Origin of the sequence: Flavobacterium sp. ACAM 123 (assembly GCF_000264055.1) — a bacterium.
GTDB lineage: Bacteria > Bacteroidota > Bacteroidia > Flavobacteriales > Flavobacteriaceae > Flavobacterium.
In genome coordinates this window covers 1-21782 of sequence record NZ_AJXL01000058.1, presented here as the reverse complement: position 1 = coordinate 21782, position 21782 = coordinate 1, and the positions used below count along the sequence as shown (strand labels likewise).

Below are 21782 nucleotides of genomic sequence, written 5' to 3'. Positions count from 1 at the left end.
AAACAGCTTAAAATTATAGTGATTTAGGAAACAATATTCGATAATTACCTAAATTAACCCCTTTTAGATTTGAACCGTAAGTCGTATTAATTGCTTGTGTAAATTTGTTTGCAATCATTGCATACCCTCTTGGGGAAGGATGCACACCATCTGTCGAAAATCCACCACCCGTAATAAAAGCAGATGTAACTGTAAATCCATTACCCACAAATCCCCCAGCTGAAACTTGAGTCATTAAGGCATTGGTATCGACAAAAGCTAATCCTTTAGCCGTAGCAACTGCCTTAATTTTCGAATTGTAAGCATCAGTTGCGGTTTTTACTAAAGCTACTTCGCTCGCAGTTAAAATTGCCTTGTCTGCCATTGGATAGGTTACCCCAATTGTATTACTCGTTGGCGGAAATCCTGGTTGAGTTGTCCCAATTGAAGCGCCAGCCGTTAATAAGACATAATCTCTATTCGCTGGTACATTACTAGCATGTCGCGCTTTACCGTAAAGGCTCCCCAAAAATCCAGCTGTTGCTGCTGGATAATTAAAGGGAGCTCCTTGAAAAGCGGCAGTTAATAAGGCCGTGGCATCATAAACTAGCGTTTTATCAACAATTAAAAGCGGATTTGAAGAACTTACTGTTAATGTTTGGAAACGAGCCGGTTGCGAAGCCGACGCTAAGATACTGTTCATTGCTCCGAATAATGGATTCAATTGCGCCACCTGTCCTGCGCTCAACGGTACTGGATTTGTCGCTATGAACGTAAAAAAAGGAAGCGTATTCACATAAGGAATGTTTGCCAAAACTCCTTTTGATCCTCCAGAAGTTAGTGAATTTACTAACAGATCATATGTCGCATCAAAACCAACACCTGCAGCACCTGCGGAAGGTGTTATTGGATTTGTTCCATCTCCACCCGTTGTTGCATAACCCAAAACATCATTGTTTCCTATCCAAAGCGAAAAGAATGTTGGTGCTTGAGACATTGCGTATGCCAAAACAGAAGTAGTCCCATTTGGAGCAAAACGAACATAATATGGATTAGCGGTTCCTAAAGAAATACCAGCTGCGCTTCCGTAACTTGGCGATAACAAGTGATAACTTTTAGCCCCTGGAACACCACAGTTATTATAAGGACCTCCCGAAACTATTGAGGTCAAAATCTCTGTTGAAGGAGTTCCTGATACTGGAGTTGGAGCTCCACCTCCTGTAGAAGCCAATCGTGGCCCAGCAATCACAGTACCATTAATTTTAAAGCCGCCTATATTATCCGCCATAAAGGGAATTTTAAACTCACCGCCTCCAATCGCTTTAAATTGTTCTGCCATTATATTCGTGTAAGATGCTTTTTGACCTTCAATAAACAAACCACTATCAGAATAACCAGCGGTCAATGAATTTCCTAATGCAACATACTTTGAAAAGTTAGCAGTCCCAGCTGTTAAAGGTAACCCATCTGAAGAATTAGAGACCAACACTACGGCGTCATCACTATTACATGCTACAAAGGTTAAAGAAACCAATAGTAACCATTTGAAATTTTTTATCATTGTTGTATTTTTTTTAAAGTTTTATAAGTACTACGGGTTAATTGTCCAAGAAGCAAAATATTGTTGCCCGATTAATCCAGCACCTAATACTTGTCCATATTCTTTTCCACCAATGTTTGAAGCGCCTAACTTAAGTGTTGATTTTAATTTAGGAAAATCATAGTTGATTTGAGCATCAACTACCGTAGCTGCATCAATCATTCCGTCTACCATTGAAGACTGCCATAAGTACGCGGTATTGTATCTTCCGCTTACATTAAAACCAAAGTTCTTAAATAATTTTTCATTTCCGAATGTTGCTTTTACCCTGTGTTTCGGGGTGTTGAAACCAGCTTCAAAACTTGGATCTTTTGCCTGATCGAATTTAAATTCAGCAAAGTTGTAGTTAACCCCTACTTCAAAATCTTTATATACTTTTCTAGAAAGACCTAAACCAAAACCGAGTGACTCAATTTCCACTTTAGTATTAGTGTACAATTGAAATGCTCTAAAATTACTGTTTGCAAGAGCATGAACAGACTGAAATCCAGGATCAGCGCTTGGAGTGCCGCTTGGAGAATCTTGAGCAGTACCATATAAAGGAGCAACCACATTAAGGTTCCCAATGAAGTCATTATATATATTGTAATATCCATTAACGTCTACAGAAAACCCTTTAATAAAAGAACGATACCCTAATTCAAAAGCTTTTACTTGTTCCGGTTTAACATAGTCTACAGTAGTTTTTCTCAATAATGCAGGATTTCCAGCTGCTGAAAATGCGGCTACCGAAGTTGCAGTATAGGAGTTGTTATAGGCATTTAAACCATTAATTGTTACTGTTGCCCCCCCTGCAAACGCCTGCCCTACAGGAGTACCAACCGCTAATACTTCACTATATCTTGTCAAGTTATCTGGATTTGACCCTAATAAAATGGCACTTCCTACATTAAAACCGATGTATTGATCTTGCGTAGTTGGGTTTCTAAAACCAGTTTGAAATGATGCTCTAAAATTATGTCTTCTACTTTCACCGCCAGAATAAACCAAAGAAACTCTAGGCGAAATATTACCATCGTAATTTTGTGCTTTATCATAACGCATAGATCCTGTAAATTTTAATCTATCGTCCATGAATTTTTTAGTCAACTGCGTATAAGTACCATATTCATTATAATAAATTGGTCCATCTTTGTCCGTATATATTCTTCCGAAAGAATTTAACTGATATTGTCTAAAGGAACCTCCCACTTGAATTTCCGCAAATTTTATAAGATCGTGAAAATTATAATTTGCATCTGAATGATATATTCTAGAATTATCTACCAATTTAGAACCACTAAGCACGCTTGCTTCATTAGTAACCTTATTAAAAGCAGATTGAAATGCAGGTGTACCAGGAATTAGTCTACCCGTATCAGCAACGTTTCTTGCTGCAATATGAGCATTTTCTGGAGTTGACCCATTCAAAGTAGCGCCAGCGTAAGTAGCTGCATACTGCCCAAACCATGTTTTATCATCTTTCCAAACTCTATTGATATTAATACCAGTAAAAAGCATATCGTACGAGTTTCCACCATCTTCTGAAGTGGTGTACCCTCTTATGAAAAAGTTTTTCCCCTTTACCTCTAACTTATGCTGCTGCATAAAAAAGTTATTTAGATAATACCTGTTTGCCCCTTGATAAACCGCATTACCAAAACCAAATTTACTTTGCCAAATAACCTCAACGTCATTAGCAAAAGGCTTGTAATGAATTGAAAAATCGATCTTTGTGTTACTCGCTTTGTTATCCGTCAGGTCAACTTCATTATACCCGGTTCTACTTACATTGTAGTTAGGAAGTATATTATTAAAAGCAGCAAATTGTGACTGACTTATAGCGCCCGCACTCAACAGACCTGCAGCAACTCCTTTTATGTTTGTAGTAACTTCGTCACCGTATACATTTATTCCATCATAATTCACATGACTTCTGTCTCTTCCAACGTTGGTCTTGTCGTCATAGTTTGTAGCATACCAATCTGTACCACGCAGATAGGTAAAGTTAGCTTTTGCGGCTAGTTTTGGGCTAAATGCATGCGCCATTCTAATCCCATAATCGACATAGTCGTTTGTCCCAGCAGCTTTTTGACTAGTTTGTCCAAATTTTGCGTAAGCGGTAATTCCCTGGCTGGTAAAAGGGCTTTGGCTGGTCATAAATAAAATACCATTAAATGCATTGGCACCATATAAGGCAGAAGAAGCTCCTGGCAGTAATTCCACACTTTGAACATCAATTTCTGACACACCAATCAAGTTTCCTAACACGAAGTTCAATAAAGGAGAAGCGTTGTCCATTCCATCAACTAATTGCATGAAACGCGTATTTGCTACTGTTGCAAAACCACGAGTGTTAATAGACTTAAAAGACAAACTGCTTGTGTTCATTTGCACTTCTTTCATGTTTTCCAAACCATCATAAAAAGTAGCAGATGCCGACTTTTTGATATCTGCAATTCCCATTCTTTCAATGGTAACTGGAGATTCTAAAACTCGCTCAGGGGTTCTTGAAGCAGAAACAACAATCTCATTAAGCAAGTTCTGCTCGTCTTTTAGAATAATATTTATTTTTTGATTGTTCGACGTAATATTTACTTGTTTTGTAATAAATCCAATACTTGAAATTTCAATTACATAAGGTAATTTTATTGACGAATTTAAAGAGAACTTTCCTTCACCGTCAGTAACTGTGCCGGCAGCACCTCCAACGACTTTAATGTTGGCTCCAAAAATTGGTTGAACGTCACTATCAGTAACAGAACCTGAAATTGAATTCTGAGCAAAACTTATGCTGCAAAAAAACAATGACAAAAAAAGTAAATAACNTTTCTATTTGGTTTGATTTTATAGATTTAGTAGGACCAAAGTACAATTATTTTTAATATTAATAAAAAAACGTTAAAAAAATTTCATTATTGTTATCTTTTTAATCTCGTTTTAACTTTTTCTATATTGCCATTTTCTCAATTAAAATTAAATTTTCACCGCTAAAACCCCAAAATACTATGCATACATATTAAATTAGTTAAATTATGCTATTTATACGTAAAATTTAATTTTTTAAATTTATTTAAAACAAAAAAAAGCAAGATTCACATCTCGTCTTTTTTTATCTAAATATATTAAATTTCTTACTCTACCGTTACCGATTTTGCTAAATTTCTAGGCTGATCTACATTACATCCTCTCATCACCGCTATATGGTATGATAAAAGCTGCAAGGGTATTGTTGTAATCAATGGAGATAATGCATCAGAAGTTTCAGGAATTTCAATCACATAATCCGCTAGTTCACGAACTTGAGTGTCACCCTTAGTTACTACGGCAATAATTCTTCCACTTCTTGACTTAATTTCCTGTATATTACTAACAATCTTGTCATAATGACCTTGCTTGGGTGCAATAACCACTACTGGCATGTACTCATCAATTAAAGCAATTGGCCCGTGCTTCATTTCTGCCGCAGGATAACCTTCAGCATGAATATACGAAATCTCCTTGAGCTTTAGAGCTCCTTCAAGTGCAACCGGGAAATTATAGCCCCGTGCTAAATACAAACAATTAGGAGCATCTTTAAAAGTAGCTGCAATTTCTTTTGCACGATCATTAGTTTCCAAAGCTTCTTTTACTTTCTCCGGAATTAACTCCAATTCTTGCAAATACATATGAAAATCTGAGAGAGACAATGTTCCTTTTGCTTTTGCTAAACGCAAAGCAATCATTGTTAAAACTGTAATTTGAGTTGTAAAAGCTTTAGTAGATGCCACACCTATTTCTGGTCCAGCATGCGTATAAGCTCCTGCATGAGTTTCTCTCGAAATAGAAGAACCCACTACGTTACAAACTCCAAAAACAAAAGCTCCTTGTTCTTTTGCTAATTTAATAGCAGCCATAGTATCAGCCGTTTCACCGGATTGGGATATAGCAATTACTACATCATTACTATTTATTATTGGGTTTCTGTATCTAAATTCTGAAGCATATTCCACTTCAACAGGTATTCTTGCGAATTCTTCAAAAATATACTCAGCCACTAATCCTGCATGCCATGATGTACCACATGCAACTATAATAATTCTGTCCGCGTTTAAAAATTTTTCTAAATTATCTTCAACACCAGACATTTGAATAATACCTTTATTAGCATGTAACCTACCTCTATATGTGTCCTTTATTACACTAGGTTGTTCGTATATCTCCTTTAACATAAAGTGATCATAACCCCCTTTTTCAATTTGCTCCAAATTCATTTTAAGTTCCTGAATATACGGCGTAACCAAAGAATCATCTTTAATCTTTCTCACTTTCATCGCTTTATGTAAACGAATAACCGCCATTTCACCGTCTTCTAAGTAAACCGCATTTGAAGTGTACTCTATAAATGGAGAAGCATCCGAAGCGATAAAGTATTCTCCCTCCCCAATACCAATTGCTAAGGGGCTTCCCAAGCGAGCCGCAATAATTTCATCGGGATTTTTTTTATCAAAAACAGCAATAGCATAAGCTCCCACTACCTGATTAAGGGCAATTTGGACTGCTTTTCCTAATTTGATATTTTCTTTTTTTTGTACTTCTTCAATAAGATTAATAAGGACCTCAGTATCTGTATCAGAATGAAAAACATATCCTCTTTTAATCAACTCTACTTTTAAAGGAGCATAATTCTCAATAATTCCATTATGAATTATCACTAAATCTCCCGAATTAGACAAATGCGGATGCGAATTCACATCATTAGGAACACCATGTGTTGCCCAACGCGTATGTCCAATTCCAATTGTTCCATTAGTTGTGATTTCATTTGAAGCTTTCTCTTCTAGATCCACAACCTTTCCTTTTGTCTTACATAGTTTAATGGTATCGCCATCATATAACATAACGCCTGCACTATCATATCCTCTGTATTCCAGTCTTTTTAATCCTTTAATAACAATAGGGTACGCTTCTCTGTATCCTATATATCCAACAATTCCGCACATAGCTTTAAGTTAATTAGGTTTTGTGTAATAAATTTCTAGTTTTAATCTTTTATCTTCTGGAATAGTAGATTTCCCTCCATATAGAATAGTTCCTGACGGACTCATAACTGATGCCTTAGGCACCTGCGAAAATGAAGGTGTTGACGTCCTCAATTTATTAGAAGTTGTCGTATTTATATCTTCGGTAACAACGACTCCCAATCTAATGTTAGTAGAATCTTTATTTTGAACAAGAACTCTAATTTGGTTTGTTATTCTAAGCTTGTACGTTCCATTTCCGGCGTTATCTTTAATCAGAATACCTCCATATGAAGTTTTTCCGTTTTTAGAATTTGAACCTGAGGTCGTCGGGTCGGTTACATAATCAAAAATCGGACGATTGTTCTCGAAATCATATAAGTAAATTCGCTTGGCCACTTGACCACTTAGCATTGCGCCTGCATCAACGTGAAATACTAAGTTAGCTTCATTTATTAACCAACCATTCTTTCTAATAGTTTCCAGCTCATCAGCAACACCGTTACTATCAGCATCTGGGCCGAAGAGCTCTATAATTGATAGTGAACCTTCTCCTCCCTTGAGATATAATTTTTCATCCCCAAGAACTGTATTTATGTTTGCAGGGCTTGTTGCATTAGCATAAGGAGTTGTTGTATTACTTTGATCTAATAAGCTAACCGCATTGCCAGTAAGGTTAAGCACAATCGCTTTTTCCAATCTTGTGGCATCCGTATCAGAGGTGTCTTCTTTGTATTTTATAGTGATTTTTCCCTTTTTAAAGTCTAATAAAGCCATATTAGAAGGACTACTTCCTGACTTCTCTACCTTAAAATACAACCCCCTAAAGTACTCTTTAAAAACATCATTACCAGCTAATTTCCCGGAACCTGAGGCATCTATGATTTTAGTTTTAAAATAACTTGCATTCAAATCCAAACGCATCGCTGGAGCGACGCGGGTCACCACGTCTTTTCCATCTTTCGTCGTTGTAGTCTTGTATTGAGCGGCACTAAAGACAAAAGCATCATTTTGACTTGCATCTGTGGAGTTATTCAAACGATTACCCAACTTAACAGTATTAAAATCGCTATTTTGATTCGTGTAGTATTTTTGTGCTTCTTGAAATCCTCCAGCAGGATCTAAATCCCTCATAAAGTAACCAGACTCAAAAACACTCAGCATAATTTTAGCATCTAAAGAGCCATAAATTGAATCCAATTGATACGTTCCATCTCCATTAGCATCAGTAGATTTTAAAGTACTAAAATATGGAATTGTTAAAACCACACTTTCTATTACCGGATTCTTTCCGATAGTTGGATTTGCAGATTCTAACACTAATTGCGTTGCAAAATTTGCGGTGGTTGTACCAAAAGCGGGATTATCATAAATACCTAAGGCATTTATGGGCAAATTATCGGACTGTATTGGCCCTATTTTTTGATTATAAGCGACAACACTTGTTGTATATTTCACAAAATCAAAATGGTTTTCACCGATAAGGCCATCTCCAATTGAATTAAAATCTTTATCACAGGAATAAAGAAAAACAACACACGTCACTAATAGAATTTTCTTAAAAAAAGAATTATTGTACATATTCGATAATAAAATTTTAGATTTATAGAACCTTTTCTTGATAAAAATTGGTATACGCTTCCGCGAATTCATCTTTGGGCACGAAAGGTAAAAAAGGTTTTCCTGAAGATTCTATAAATTTTGTTAAACTTGGAGAGAGACTATCCGACGCAATAATAACAGCATCAGAATGTTGTATCGTCGCCTTTATAATGCTTTCATAATCTGGCGATTCTAGATCAGAAATAGCGTCGAGAGGTACTCCGTCTAATTTTATTTTATTAATCATTTCTGCGTCTAACGATCCTTCAAAAGACTGACTATATACCGAGGTAACGATTTTTGTGTCAGAAAATAAGGCTTCATTTTTATAGTAATGTTTCATGTAAATTGGCAACATTGCGGCCATCCAGCCATGAACATGAATAATATCCGGAACCCAATTCAGTTTTTTTACGGTCTCAACAACTCCTTTTGCAAAAAAGATGGCGCGTTCATCATTGTCTGCAAACATTACTCCTTCTTCATCGGCAAATGTCGCTTTCCTTTTAAAATACTCATCATTGTCAATAAAGTAAACCTGTATCCGTTCTTTGGGTATACTAGCTACCTTTATTATCAGTGGCATATCCAAGTCATTCACAACCAAATTCATTCCTGAAAGTCTAATTACTTCATGCAATTGGTGTCTTCTTTCATTAATATTCCCATATCGCGGCATAAAAATTCTGATTTGCCCACCTTGGTCATTCACCATCTTCGGCACGTCGTAAGACATCAAAGAGACCTCATTCTCAGCTAAGTAAGGCACTACTTCAGATGATACATATAATATCCTCTTATCTTTCATATTGTAATTTGCTTAATTTATTGGCAATAAAAACCACGCAAAATTACAAAAATTTATGCAGTTATTAACTAATATATTATGTTTGCACTAAATTTAAATAAAAGAACCATGCCTGTTTTCTACGGAAAAGTAGCTTTGATAGACTATTTGAAATCTATCAAGACCCCACATTCTACCATTGGATTCGTTCCCACTATGGGAGCATTACATCAGGGTCATCTTTCCTTAATGCAACAATCATTGGCAGAAAACAACACTACCGTGGTTAGTATTTTTGTCAATCCTACTCAGTTTAACAACCCTGAAGATTTATCAAAATATCCAAGAACATTAGAAGCAGACATAACAAAAATGAACGGATTAAGTACTGATGTTATTTTATATGCTCCATCTGTAGATGACATCTACGATGGAAAAGTATTGTCTCAAGAATTCAACTTTGACGGTTTAGAAAATCAGATGGAAGGCAAATTCAGACCCGGTCACTTTGACGGAGTAGGAACAATCGTAAAACGTCTTTTCGAAATTGTAAGTCCTACTAATGCTTATTTTGGAGAAAAAGATTTCCAGCAGTTGCAAATTGTGAAAAAGATGGTCCTGAAAAATAACCTTGAGGTCAACGTAATTGGATGCGCCATCTACAGAGAAAAGAATGGACTTGCCATGAGCTCCAGAAATGAGCGTTTAACCCCTGAACAGAGGGCAGATGGCGCTTTAATTTTAGAAATATTAAATGTCGCAAAAGAAAAATTCAAAACAAATAGTGCCTCGGCGGTAACGCAGTGGGTGGAAAAATCATTCCGTAAAAGCGCTCCATTTGAATTAGAGTACTTTCAAATTGCAGATGAGACAACACTTACACCCTGTTTAAGAAAAAGCAGCATTAAAAAATACCGTGCTTTTATCGCGGTTACCATCAATAACATAAGATTGATCGATACCATTTCATTAAATTAAATTAATTTACTTTTGTAACATGCAAATTCAAGTATTAAAATCAAAAATTCATCGGGTGAAAGTAACCGGAGCCGATCTAAATTACATTGGCAGTATTACTATCGATGAAAACCTTTTAGAAGCTTCAAATATAATTGAAGGGGAGAAAGTTTCCATTGTAAACATCAATAATGGCGAACGCTTTGAAACTTACGCCATAAAAGGAGCACGTAATTCAGGTGAAATAACCCTTAATGGACCTGCAGCACGAAAAGTCCAAAAAGAAGATATTATCATTATAATTTCTTATGCTACTTTAGAGTTTGAAGAAGCAAGAACATTCAAGCCTTGGATTATTTTCCCCAATGAAAAAGACAATTCTTTAACTTAAATCGTACAAAAAAACATTTTTTCAACTTACGATAGTATTTTGAAAATCAACTCTATTACTTATTTACACCACAAGATGAAACTGTTTTAAGCACCCCCTTTTTTTCATTAAAGTGAATAAAGCATTATATTGCTACTCCATTTAGAATAAAATTAATTTTTTAAATACCTCTAAATCATGAAACAGCTATTCCTATTGTTATTTTTTACTTTTTCTATGTTCTCTCAAAAAACGACAGAATCATTTATTTCAGAGAAACTGGGAGAAACTCGCGAAATAACCATTGGTTTACCCCTCACATATGACCAAAATCCAACTAAAAAATACCCTCTACTTATTTTACTGGATGGCGAATATTTATTTGACCCTTTTTACGGAGCCATGGACTATGGCGCCTATTGGGATGATTTACCAGAAACTATTATTGTTGGAATAAATCAAAGAAATACTCGAATGGACGACTGCTTTTATGCTAGCGACACTGGTTTACCTTCCGGAAAAGGAGCTGATTTCTTTGAATTTATTGGAGGGGAGTTATTGCCCTACATTGAAAAAAAATACCGCACCGCACCATTTCATATAATTGCCGGACACGATACAACAGCTGGGTTTTTAAACTTTTTCCTGTACAAGGATAATCCTATATTTGATGCCTACATCTCTTTAAGTCCCGAATTAGCTCCTGAGATGGAAACTCGAATTCCCGCACAACTCGCGAATTCAAAAAAAGCTCTTTTTTACTATCAATCATCCGCAGATGTCGATATCAGGCAGCTTCGCGAACCGATAAAAAACTTAGACGCGAACATAAAGATGATTAGTAATTCAGATATTGATTATAAGTATGATGCGTTTCAAAATGCCTCTCATTACTCCTTAGTACTATATTCGATTCCTAGTGCATTGTACCAAATTTTCGACTCCTACAAACCCATTTCTTCCTCTGAATTTACTGATAAAATCGCAACTCTTCCACGTGGATATGTCGATTACCTCATAAAAAAATATGATTTGATAGCAGACAAACTAAGTCTGACAATTCCGGTCAGACTGAATGATTTTAAAGCAATTGAAGCCGCCATTCTAAAAAACAAGGCCTATAATGAGTTAGATAAGTTAGCTGAGGTTGCCGATAAAAACTATCCAAAATCAATGTTGGCCTCTTATCAATTAGGGTTAATGTACGAGAAAATGGGCGATGCTAAAAGAGCAGCCAGTAAGTACCAAAGAGCATCTCAATTAGAGGAGATTGGTAATTTAACAAAAGACATGATGTTTGATAAATACGACAGCATGCTAAGTTTAACAACAAAAAAAATAATGTCGAAAGTAAAAACTTCTTTTTTCTGTCAGAATTGTGGGGCACAATATGCCAAATGGCAAGGGCAATGTAACTCCTGTAAAGAATGGAACACCATAGCGGAGGAAATCATACAAAAACAGGAAAAAGTAGCCTGGAAAAGTGAAACAACCGTAACCAGTAAAGCACCCAAACCTTTAAAAATAAACGAAATCGATTCTACTCAGGAAATCCGTATGGACACTACTGACTCCGAATTAAACAGAGTACTTGGAGGCGGTATCGTTCCTGGGTCTTTAATATTATTAGGTGGTGAACCCGGCATAGGAAAAAGCACGCTATTGCTTCAAATTTCGTTGAAATTACCCTATAAAACTTTATATGTTTCTGGTGAGGAAAGCCAAAAACAAATAAAAATGAGAGCAGAAAGAATCACTACGACAAGTGATAACTGCTATATTCTTACCGAAACAAAAACGCAGAATATATTTAAACAAATTGAAGCTATTGCTCCCGAAATTGTAATCATTGATTCGATTCAAACACTCCACACCGATTATATTGAATCTACGGCAGGAAGTATTTCCCAAATTCGAGAGACCACCGCCGAGCTGATCAAATTTGCCAAAGAAACGAACATTCCAGTTATTCTTATTGGTCATATTACCAAAGATGGAAACATTGCTGGACCAAAAATATTGGAACACATGGTCGACACTGTTTTACAATTTGAAGGAGATCGAAACCATGTCTACCGTATTTTACGATCCCTAAAAAATCGTTTCGGCTCTACGGCTGAAATTGGAATTTATGAAATGCTAGGAAGCGGGCTGCGCGAAGTCTCAAATCCATCGGAAATCTTGATTTCGCACAAAGACGAAGAATTATCGGGCACGGCTATTGCCTCTACCCTAGAAGGCATGCGCCCCTTGATGATTGAAATCCAGTCCTTAGTTAGCACGGCAGTTTACGGAACGCCGCAGCGCAGCACAACGGGATACAACGCCAAACGACTAAACATGATTTTAGCCGTTCTGGAAAAAAGAGCCGGTTTTAGGCTTGGCGCCAAAGATGTCTTTTTAAACATCACAGGAGGTATCAGCGTAGATGACCCAGCTATCGATTTAGCAGTCGTGGCAGCCATTTTATCCTCTAATGAAGACATTCCGGTTGATAAAGGTTTTTGTTTTGCAGGAGAAGTAGGATTGTCAGGAGAAATCCGTCCCGTGAACCGTGTAGATCAACGCATTCAAGAAGCGGAGAAACTAGGTTTCTCCACTATTTTTGTGTCTAAATACAATAAAATCACATCAAAAAATACTGGAATAAAAATTCAACTTGTCGCAAAAATAGAAGATGTAGCCAGTATGTTGTTTGGGTAAAAAATAATTTAAATCCAACACTTTTATGATAGATGCAATACTATTTTAGGCGTGACCCACAAGAAAAAAGTGAGTCGGCTATTTGCTACAATGTCTTTTATCTAACCCAAAAAGGCGAGATAAAAAAGGATTTTCGCTTCTATCCTTCACGCAAATCCATAAGTTCGAGAAGATCATTAGCTAAAAATTTAAATCAAAATTAGTCTCAAATACCGTCTCAAACAGCAATTCAATCCTATATGTTTTCTAAACAATACTTCGGAAAGCTCGAACCCTATCAAGAACGTTAAGGCTTATTTATTCCACTTATATAGCAACATCATTTTTTCTATTTGCTTCCACAAATAATCTAAGGCTTCATCTTCATTACTAAGTAAATTTAAATTATTAGTTTCTCCTTTTTCATCAAAATAAAAAGATTCCCAATACGATTTATTGTAAACTAGAATACAAGCATTAAACTTAACCCCACTATTTATAGAATACCAACTATCAGGTATTTTATTTGCTATGGTTTTTTCTCTAAATGATTTAATATCCATACTATTAATGCTCTTTAATATATTGTTTTGTTCAAAATAATGAGGGCTTATGTGTAATTTATGCTGTAATCTCTGCTGCGAATCCTAGGTGAAAAATAAGTGTATCTAAAAAACCTTCCACTGCAAAAACTCTCTTTTGTATCACATGTTAAAAGTACAACTTTTTAATTTTATACACTTTTTAATACAGCATCCATTTTGGCTATACTAACTGTTAATTACAACGGAACCGAAATCAGGAAACTTTCTACAGCATTCAAAAAAAAAGGATTTAGTCAGCGGGCTTTTTAGGCGAAAAAACGCTTTAAATGTAAAAGCGGAACCAATCCAAAACTACAGCAGCAGCACTCCTAAATTTAGTCTTTCGTTATTTACCTGTTAATTTTTATGCCACCCCTAATTTATTTCGTAATTTTATAAAACGAACATTTATCAATTGATAAGACTACAAAATCGTTGCTATTTGATAAAGTAAGAGCTCAAACCTATCGATCTAAAAGTAGTTTGAGCTCCTTAATTCAATATTTTTTCCCTAATAAAATTAGAACTGTCTACTATAATTAATAACACTATCAAACGTATAAAAAATGAAAAAGCAAACAGGAATTTGGATTGACTCAACAAAAGCAATCATTGTAACTCTCCAAGATGGAAAAGAAGCCGTTAGTGAAATCCTATCTGATCTTGAGAATAGTGTATATCATGATAAAGAAGGCGACAAAGGAAGCTTTTCTGGAGGTCAGCTGGACTCACAAAAAACCTTTGACGAAAGAAAGAAACATCAAATTAACAGCTACTTAAAAGATATTATATCTAGTGTTAGTGCGTCTGACGAACTTTACATTTTTGGTCCCGCAGAAACAAAAACAAAACTGCAGCAAAAAATAAATGCTGAAAAATCAACTATTGCTAGCAAACTGAAGTCCGTTGAAACGACCGACAGCATGACTTCTAATCAGATCATAGCAAAAGTAAAAAAATTCTACAACCCGAAATAACGTTATTTAAACCGTAAAACACACTCTGTTTCAAAAACTACGATACGCAACTATTGTAGTTTTTTTATGCGCAAAACATAAAATTAACTGGTACTACCTAATTATTCTAATTTAAAAAAACAGATTTACAAAGAATCATTTAAATTTGCTTTTTAATCAATTCTTAAAATAGACTACGATTCATGAAAACTGGAAAACAGAAGATAATTTTACTCCTTAAGGTGCTTACAGTATTCTTAACGCTAATAGCTATCGGTTTTTTTGTTTTTAGGGACTCTATTTTACAACAAGCAATTGAAAAAGCTTCAACTAAAATTGAGCAAAAGTACAATAGTGAATTGTCCATAAAAAAAGCCTCTTTTGACAGTTTTTCAGGAATCAGCCTGACTGAAATCACCTTGGTTCCCAAAAATGCAGATACCCTCTTTAGAATCCAAAAAATGAAAACCAGTATTAATTTCTGGCATTTGCTGTTGGGTGATGTTCAACTAGGCACATTGGAAATTGAAAATGGAATGGTACAACTTATACAGAAGGGAAATGTAAAAAATTTCGCTGCGTTCCTAAAGAAAGACGATGGAGAAACAACTACCAATGAAAAAAGAGATTATGCCACTTTTGCATTTAGAATTATTTCAAAAGCATTGAACTTGATTCCAACGGATATGAGCGTCGAAAACCTGAAGTTCAAACTAGATGATAATGGTAAAAAAGCAACTATCGACATTAAAAAATTGACACTTTCAGACAAAGAACTTGAAACTTCTATAAATGTTCAAACAAATACTTTTGCCCAGCGCTGGAAAATTAGCGGCTTCGCAGATCCAAGAAATAAAAAAGCAGACATTAGAATCTTTAATAAAGATACCGGAGCAATCAAAGTACCATATTTTGACGAGCGTTATAATTTAAGGTCCACCTTTGATTCGATTCGGTTAAACATTGAAAATATCGACAAGAGAGGGAATGAATTGTATATTGATGGCTTCACTTCCATCACTAACTTAAAGATAAACCACCCAAAAATAGCCAGTAAGGATGTCATAATTAAAAACGCACGGTTTGACTATCGTTTCTTACTCGGCTCTGATTTCATATCAATAGATAGCAGCTCCACAGTCCAATTCAATCAGGTTAAATTGCGTCCCTACATTTCTTATGACACAGAAAGCGATACCATTTACAAACTCAACGTGGTTATTCCGAAAATGAAAGCGCAGGATTTCATCTCCTCTCTCCCTGATGGATTGTTTACCCATTTTCAAGGAATGCGGGCCGAAGGCACTTTCGATTATAAGCTGGATTTTAAATTCAATAAAAATAAACCAGATCAGCTCGTTTTTGATAGCAATTTGAAAAAGGAAAATTTAAAAATAACAAAATACGGAGAAGCGAATCTAACTAGACTGAATGGGGAGTTCGTCTACAGGGCAATTATAAAAGATGTCCTGCAAAGGCCAATTTTAATAGGCTCGTCAAATCCAAATTATACTCCGATAGATCAAATCTCACCTTACTTACGAAAATGTGTGTTAACTACAGAAGATCCTTCTTTCTTCTCCCATCACGGGTTTATAAATGAAGCGTTCAAGCAGTCTATTGTCAAAAACATAAAAACAAAAAAATTCTCGCGTGGCGCCAGTACCATCAGCATGCAATTGATAAAAAATGTTTTCCTTACTCGCGAAAAAACGGTATCTCGAAAATTGGAGGAAATCTTGCTCGTTTATATTCTAGAAAACAACCGCATCGTCAGCAAAGAAAGAATGCTTGAAGTGTACTTTAATATTATTGAATGGGGACCCAATGTATATGGAATAGGCGAAGCAAGCCGTTTCTACTTCCAGAAAAGCCCTTCTGAATTAACTTTCAACGAATGTTTGTTTTTGGCTCGAATTATCCCTAGCCCAAGAAAATTCATGTATCAGTTTAATGACCAAGGCAAACTAAGAGATTTTGCGGCTACGCAGGAATCCTTTTTAACGAACATCATGATAAGAAGAGGATTACTAAGTAGTGATGACACGATTTACAAATCACAACCGCTTCTGATTTCAGGTGACGCGAAATCCTATCTGCGACTAAAAGTGCAAGATTCAATCCCCGTTGATTCCCTTTGGGTTAATGAAGAGTTTTCGTTTTAATGCCGATTATATATTAAACATAGCCCAATTACATTGTACTATATTCCTATTATATCCGCATAATACCAAAACGATTTGGATTAAAAAATAAATTCGTTTGGCATGAAAGTAAAACTCCCCTAAATGCAAAAGCCCAATACATTGTAATATCTATCGGGCTTTCCTGCTAATTATATAAATACTAATTATGGCGCCGGATCAGGAATTATAGCCTGAACTTCATCAATTGCTTTTAGTATTTCATCTGACAATGACACGTGGATGGTCTCTATATTTTCTTTCAGTTGTTCCATTGTTGTAGCCCCAATAATGGTGCTGGTCACAAAAGACTGTTGCTCTATAAAAGCCAATGACAATTCCGTTAAACTCAACCCATTTTTACGAGCAATTTCCTGATATAATCTTGTTGCTTCGGTACATTGTGCACTGTTGTATCTTACAAATTGAGGAAATAAATTAAGCCTTGCATTAGGATGTTTTTCTCCCGTCAAGAATTTTCCAGATAAAATCCCAAAAGCCATTGGAGAATAAGCTAAAAGACCCACATCTTCTCTCATACAAATTTCGGCAGAACCGCTTTCAAAAAGCCTGTTCAACAAAGAATATGGATTTTGAACTGTTTTTATTCTCGGCAAATGATGGTGCTTGCTTTCTTCCAGAAAACGCATGATTCCCCATGGCGTCTCATTAGAAAGTCCAATGTGTTTGATCTTACCTTCCTTTATAAAATCTCCCAAAGTGTCTAAGACTGCATGGATATTATCTTCCCAACCATCCTCTTGCACTGTAAAACCTCTTTGCCCAAAAAAATTAGTTTTTCGCTCTGGCCAATGCAACTGATACAAATCAAGATAGTCCGTTTGAAGGCGCTTTAAACTATTGTCTAAAGCATATTTTATACTGGCAGGCGAGAAGTCATTCTTATCGCGCATATAGGTAAAGTTAGGATTAGGTCCCGCTATTTTGGAAGCTAAGACAACCTCTTCTCGTCTTCCAGTTTTTTTAAACCAAGTTCCAATAATTTTTTCTGTACTCCCAAAGGTTTCCTCCCGTGCTGGTACAGAATACATTTCGGCTGTATCCCAAAAATTGACTCCTTTTTCAAGTGAATAGTCCATCTGTTCATGTCCTTCTGCCTCTGTATTTTGTTGACCGAAAGTCATTGTGCCTAAACATATTTTGCTGACTTTTATTTCCGTATTAGGTAAGGTTGTATATTTCATTTTTTAGATTAAAAATTAAAAAAAATTAACAGTGTGCAGGCACAAATGTACCTTTTATTACCAGTTCACAATCTTGAGTTAACCAATTTTTTAGCGAATTTAATTTTATTTAAATGCAAAAAGGTTCTGCTTTTTACAGCTGAACCTTTCTAAATAAAAACGTCATCGCTTAGTTTATTTCATTCAACATTTCAGCGATTTCATCTAATCTTGGTGTTAAGATAATCTCGATTCTTCTGTTTTTTGCTTTCCCTTCTGCCGTTGCATTACTGGCTAATGGTGAAAACTCCCCTCTTCCTGCAGCGGTTAAGTTTTGCTTATTGATATTTTTGTTTTCGCTCAAAATGGCAACTATAGCAGTGGCTCTTTTAGTGGACAAATCCCAATTATCAGCTATGGGTCCTGACGCACTAAAACGATCATCATCGGTATGACCTTCAATCAACACTGAAATATCAGGATTGTCTCCCAATACTTTCCCTAGTTCTACCACAGCTTTCTTTCCTTCAGAACCTACAGCCCAACTGCCGGAATTAAACAGTAGTTTGTTTTCCATGGATACATATACCTTCCCGTTTTTTTGCTCTACGGTCAGTCCTTTTCCTTCAAAACTATTCAAGGCATTTGAAAGCGTTTCTTTCAGTTTTTTCATCGTTGCTTCTTTGGCGGCAATCAATGATTCTAATTCTTGCAGTCTCTGAGCACTTTTGTTTAATCGTTCCTGTTCAATTGCCAAAGCCTTTCCTTTAGCATCTAATTGCGAAAGCAAATCACGATTTTTACTCATGTTACTTTGCAAAGCCTCATTACTATTTTTCTCTAAAGCTTTGTAGGATTCTTCCATAACATCCATCTTATTGCTTAAAGCACCATAATCAGCCAGCCATTTGTCACGCTCTGACTTCATCTTACTTAGGTCTGAATTTAAGACATCTTGCTCCAGTTCCAGTTGATTCTTTGCCTGTAAAAGGGATCCGTTTTCATCAGCTAAAGTTCTATTTTCTTTCTTTAAATCTGTAAACCTATTTTCTAAATCGTTGTAAATTTTCTTAGATACGCATGAAGTTGAAAGCGCTACAATTAATAGTCCTAGTGAAATTCTTTTTATCATATTTTATACTTTAAACATTATATTGTATTCTATTATTAGCTTACTCTACCTCTACTAAAACGGGACAATGATCAGAATGTTTTGCTTCGGGCAAAATAAGTGCTCTTTTTATTTTTTCTCTCAAAGGTTCGCTGACTAAACAATAGTCAATTCGCCACCCTTTATTACTTGGCCTTGCAGTAGGCACTCGAACAGTCCACCAGGTATAATTATCTGGTTCTTTATTAAAAAAACGGAAACTGTCAATGAATCCGTTATCGAGAAACTTATCAAGCCAAGCTCTTTCTTCTGGCAAAAACCCAGACACTTTTTTACTTTGCACGGGATTATGAATGTCGATGGCTTCGTGGCATATATTGTAATCTCCACAAATAACCAAATTCGGAATCTCCTTCTTTAATTCTGTGATGTAATTTTGAAAATCATCCATAAACATAAATTTATGATCTAATCTTGCGCTATTTGTCCCCGAAGGCAGATACAAGCTCATTACTGATAACTCATCGAAGTCTACTCGAATCGTCCTGCCTTCAAAATCCATATGCTCAATTCCTGTTCCAAAGACGATATTATTAGGTTTTACTTTTGATAAAATAGCCACTCCGCTATATCCTTTTTTTGTGGCAGGAAACCAATAATGATATGGATATCCTGCCAATTCAAAATCCATTAAAGGAAGTTGTTCCGGCGATGCTTTAATTTCTTGAAGGCAAACTACGTCAGGATTTGCCTGTTTTAACCAATCAATAAATCCCTTAGAAATTGCAGCACGAATTCCATTAACATTATAAGAAATAATCTTCATTTTTATCTAATTTTTAATCTCAAATGTACTAAAAATTAAAAATCAAACAATCTAAAAAGTAAGAAAATCGCAGGCAACAATAACCTAATCATAGACTTTTTGTTTATCTTTGCTTTTCCCTCGAAAAACAATACGTACATGGGTTTAGTGACCGCAAAAGAAGTTGCAAAAGCAATAAATGCTGAAAAATATGGAGTTCTAGGAACTTTTTCCGGTTGGCTCTTAATGAAAGCATTAAAAATAGCGAAGCTTAATAAATTTTATGACGGCAATAAACATTTAAAAGATGTTTATTTCTTAAATGCCATATTAGCCGACTTACAAATAAAATTTGAAATCCCAGAAGAAGATTTTAAACGGCTGCCAAAGGAAGGAGCTTATATCACCATTTCAAATCATCCTTTGGGCGGTATAGATGGTGTTCTATTGTTGAAATTAATGCTCGAAAGAGAACCAAACTTCAAAATAATAGCAAACTTTTTATTGCATCGGATTGAGCCTCTCAAAAAATACATCATGCCTGTCAATCCTTTTGAAAATCACAAGGATGCCAAATCAAGTGTAATAGGGATTAAGGAAACGTTACGTCATTTGAGCGATGGAAAACCTCTTGGAATGTTTCCAGCCGGAGAAGTTTCCAGTTACAAAGATGGCAAACTTATGGTCGACAAGCCCTGGGAAGAGGGAGCTATTAAAGTAATCCGTAAAGCACAAGTTCCCGTTGTACCTATTTATTTTCACGCCAGAAATAGTTGGATGTTTTATTTCCTTTCTAAAATTAGCGGAACTTTTCGAACAGCAAAACTACCTTCAGAAGTTTTTAGTCAAAAACACCGCGTCATAAAAGTCAGGATAGGAAAACCGATTTCTGTCGCTGAACAAAACGAATATAAAACAACTGAACTCTATTCTGAATTCTTACGAAAGAAGACTTACATGTTGGCAAATCCATACGAGAAAGAGTTCAAATTACTGACTACGCCACATTTAAAAATTCCCAGAAGTCCGAAAGAAATAGTGACTCCTGCAAATGGAAAAAAAATAATTGCAGAAGTCGATGCCTTACGCAAAATGGATTGCAGGCTGTTACAAAGTAAAAACTACGAAGTATTTTTTGCTGAAGCAGACACAATTCCGAATATTCTTCATGAGATTGGACGATTACGCGAAATCACATTTAGAGAAGTAGGAGAAGGAACAAATGAGTCTATCGATTTAGACAAGTTTGATCAATACTACCACCATCTTTTCTTATGGGATGACGAAGCGAAAAAAATCGCAGGAGCCTATAGAATGGGATTAGGCTCTGAGATTTATCCAAAATACGGAATCGACGGTTTTTATTTGAATGAACTTTTTCGTTTTGAACCAGAACTTGATGATATGATGAATCAGTCCATAGAAATGGGGCGTGCATTCATTATTAGAGAATACCAGCAAAAACCGATGCCTCTTTTCTTGCTTTGGAAAGGAATAATTCATACCACGCTGCGTTTTCCAGAACATAAATTTCTTCTTGGAGGTGTAAGCATCAGCAATCAATTCTCTGATTTCTCAAAATCTTTGATGATTGAATTTATGAAATCGAATTACTATGATCCTTACATCGCACAGTATGTTCATCCTAAGAAAGCCTATAAAGTAAAACTGAAAGATGCTGATAAAGATTTTATTTTTAATGAAACAGAAGCTGATTTAAATAAATTTGATAAAATAATTGATGAACTCGAGCCCGGAGTTTTGCGTTTGCCAGTGTTAATCAAAAAATACATTAAACAAAATGCAAAAGTGGTTGCTTTTAATGTTGATCCCTTGTTCAATAATGCTGTTGATGGATTAATGTACATTAGAATCTCCGATATTCCTGAAAGTACAATGAAACCAGTTATGGAAGAATTTCAGGCAGAACTAGAAAAAAAATTAGCCGATAAAGAGGATTAATCAGTCACTAAACTCTTCTAAATAAGAATTAAACATAAAAA

The 21782-nt window shown here is 35.6% G+C and carries 15 protein-coding genes and 1 pseudogene; 7 read left to right on the top strand and 9 right to left on the bottom strand.

The genetic code is table 11. The annotated features are described in order from the left end of the window. Nucleotides 1–13: 13 nt before the first annotated feature. The 5 genes from A3SG_RS0111450 to A3SG_RS0111430 all read right to left on the bottom strand — a co-directional run bounded on the left by A3SG_RS0111450 (nucleotide 14) and on the right by A3SG_RS0111430 (nucleotide 8968). The gene (locus A3SG_RS0111450) at nucleotides 14–1540 is read right to left on the bottom strand and encodes a lipase (RefSeq protein ID WP_016990160.1); all 1527 of its coding nucleotides are present in this window, start codon (nucleotides 1538–1540) and stop codon (nucleotides 14–16) included. A gap of 30 nt (nucleotides 1541–1570) precedes the next feature. Next, entirely contained in the window at nucleotides 1571–4366 is a 2796-nt protein-coding gene (locus A3SG_RS0111445; protein WP_016990159.1) for a TonB-dependent receptor, read from the bottom strand. 326 nt (nucleotides 4367–4692) lie between these two features. Further along, entirely contained in the window at nucleotides 4693–6540 is a 1848-nt protein-coding gene (gene glmS / locus A3SG_RS0111440; protein ID WP_016990158.1) for a glutamine--fructose-6-phosphate transaminase (isomerizing), read from the bottom strand. A gap of 9 nt (nucleotides 6541–6549) precedes the next feature. Continuing rightward, a complete protein-coding gene (locus A3SG_RS0111435) occupies nucleotides 6550–8139 on the bottom strand; it encodes a DUF4270 domain-containing protein (RefSeq protein ID WP_016990157.1) in 1590 nt (529 codons plus the stop codon). A 22-nt stretch (nucleotides 8140–8161) separates the two neighbouring features. Continuing rightward, nucleotides 8162–8968 (bottom strand): glycogen/starch synthase, encoded by an 807-nt coding sequence (locus A3SG_RS0111430; RefSeq protein WP_016990156.1) that lies wholly within the window; start codon nucleotides 8966–8968, stop codon nucleotides 8162–8164. Between the two features lie 78 nt (nucleotides 8969–9046). On the opposite strand from A3SG_RS0111430, the gene panC reads away from it, so the two are divergent. From panC to radA, 4 genes and pseudogenes are all read left to right on the top strand, one after another. Then, nucleotides 9047–9925, top strand: coding sequence for a pantoate--beta-alanine ligase (panC, locus tag A3SG_RS0111425; RefSeq protein WP_016990155.1), 879 nt, complete (start codon nucleotides 9047–9049; stop codon nucleotides 9923–9925). 19 nt (nucleotides 9926–9944) lie between these two features. After that, a complete protein-coding gene (gene panD / locus A3SG_RS0111420) occupies nucleotides 9945–10295 on the top strand; it encodes an aspartate 1-decarboxylase (protein WP_016990154.1) in 351 nt (116 codons plus the stop codon). Between the two features lie 177 nt (nucleotides 10296–10472). Beyond that, nucleotides 10473–10967 (top strand): annotated as a pseudogene (locus A3SG_RS22370) (alpha/beta hydrolase); the annotation flags it as partial. Between the two features lie 648 nt (nucleotides 10968–11615). Further along, on the top strand, nucleotides 11616–12977 hold the full coding sequence (radA, locus tag A3SG_RS22365; protein ID WP_029596763.1) for a DNA repair protein RadA: 1362 nt from the start codon (nucleotides 11616–11618) through the stop codon (nucleotides 12975–12977). 293 nt (nucleotides 12978–13270) lie between these two features. Here the strand turns inward: radA and A3SG_RS0111410 are convergent, their stop codons facing one another. Then, nucleotides 13271–13519, bottom strand: a complete 249-nt coding sequence (locus A3SG_RS0111410) for a hypothetical protein (protein ID WP_016990152.1) — start codon at nucleotides 13517–13519, stop codon at nucleotides 13271–13273. A 587-nt stretch (nucleotides 13520–14106) separates the two neighbouring features. Here A3SG_RS0111410 and A3SG_RS0111405 point away from each other — a divergent pair. Beyond that, a complete protein-coding gene (locus A3SG_RS0111405) occupies nucleotides 14107–14517 on the top strand; it encodes a hypothetical protein (protein WP_016990151.1) in 411 nt (136 codons plus the stop codon). 182 nt (nucleotides 14518–14699) lie between these two features. After that, on the top strand, nucleotides 14700–16661 hold the full coding sequence (locus tag A3SG_RS0111400) for a transglycosylase domain-containing protein (RefSeq protein WP_016990150.1): 1962 nt from the start codon (nucleotides 14700–14702) through the stop codon (nucleotides 16659–16661). A 185-nt stretch (nucleotides 16662–16846) separates the two neighbouring features. Here A3SG_RS0111400 and A3SG_RS0111395 read toward each other — a convergent pair whose 3' ends face one another. From A3SG_RS0111395 to A3SG_RS0111385, 3 genes are all read right to left on the bottom strand, one after another. Continuing rightward, a complete protein-coding gene (locus tag A3SG_RS0111395; protein ID WP_016990149.1) occupies nucleotides 16847–17884 on the bottom strand; it encodes an aldo/keto reductase in 1038 nt (345 codons plus the stop codon). 169 nt (nucleotides 17885–18053) lie between these two features. Next, complete coding sequence (locus tag A3SG_RS0111390; RefSeq protein WP_016990148.1) at nucleotides 18054–18995, bottom strand: flagellar motor protein MotB; 942 nt, start codon at nucleotides 18993–18995, stop codon at nucleotides 18054–18056. A gap of 40 nt (nucleotides 18996–19035) precedes the next feature. Then, on the bottom strand, nucleotides 19036–19800 hold the full coding sequence (locus A3SG_RS0111385) for an exodeoxyribonuclease III (RefSeq protein WP_016990147.1): 765 nt from the start codon (nucleotides 19798–19800) through the stop codon (nucleotides 19036–19038). 138 nt (nucleotides 19801–19938) lie between these two features. Between A3SG_RS0111385 and A3SG_RS0111380 the strand changes: the two genes are divergently transcribed. Next, on the top strand, nucleotides 19939–21741 hold the full coding sequence (locus tag A3SG_RS0111380) for a GNAT family N-acyltransferase (RefSeq protein WP_016990146.1): 1803 nt from the start codon (nucleotides 19939–19941) through the stop codon (nucleotides 21739–21741). Nucleotides 21742–21782 lie beyond the last annotated feature (41 nt).

Bases quoted from the DNA above. Each gene is read 5' to 3' on its own strand.
- A3SG_RS0111450 (WP_016990160.1), bottom strand. From the start codon at position 1,540: ATGATAAAAAATTTCAAATGGTTACTATTGGTTTCTTTAACCTTTGTA.
- glmS (WP_016990158.1), bottom strand. From the start codon at position 6,540: ATGTGCGGAATTGTTGGATATATAGGATACAGAGAAGCGTACCCTATT.
- A3SG_RS0111435 (WP_016990157.1), bottom strand. From the start codon at position 8,139: ATGTACAATAATTCTTTTTTTAAGAAAATTCTATTAGTGACGTGTGTT.
- A3SG_RS0111430 (WP_016990156.1), bottom strand. From the start codon at position 8,968: ATGAAAGATAAGAGGATATTATATGTATCATCTGAAGTAGTGCCTTAC.
- panC (WP_016990155.1), top strand. From the start codon at position 9,047: ATGTTTGCACTAAATTTAAATAAAAGAACCATGCCTGTTTTCTACGGA.
- panD (WP_016990154.1), top strand. From the start codon at position 9,945: ATGCAAATTCAAGTATTAAAATCAAAAATTCATCGGGTGAAAGTAACC.
- radA (WP_029596763.1), top strand. From the start codon at position 11,616: ATGTCGAAAGTAAAAACTTCTTTTTTCTGTCAGAATTGTGGGGCACAA.
- A3SG_RS0111410 (WP_016990152.1), bottom strand. From the start codon at position 13,519: ATGGATATTAAATCATTTAGAGAAAAAACCATAGCAAATAAAATACCT.
- A3SG_RS0111405 (WP_016990151.1), top strand. From the start codon at position 14,107: ATGAAAAAGCAAACAGGAATTTGGATTGACTCAACAAAAGCAATCATT.
- A3SG_RS0111400 (WP_016990150.1), top strand. From the start codon at position 14,700: ATGAAAACTGGAAAACAGAAGATAATTTTACTCCTTAAGGTGCTTACA.
- A3SG_RS0111395 (WP_016990149.1), bottom strand. From the start codon at position 17,884: ATGAAATATACAACCTTACCTAATACGGAAATAAAAGTCAGCAAAATA.
- A3SG_RS0111390 (WP_016990148.1), bottom strand. From the start codon at position 18,995: ATGATAAAAAGAATTTCACTAGGACTATTAATTGTAGCGCTTTCAACT.
- A3SG_RS0111385 (WP_016990147.1), bottom strand. From the start codon at position 19,800: ATGAAGATTATTTCTTATAATGTTAATGGAATTCGTGCTGCAATTTCT.
- A3SG_RS0111380 (WP_016990146.1), top strand. From the start codon at position 19,939: ATGGGTTTAGTGACCGCAAAAGAAGTTGCAAAAGCAATAAATGCTGAA.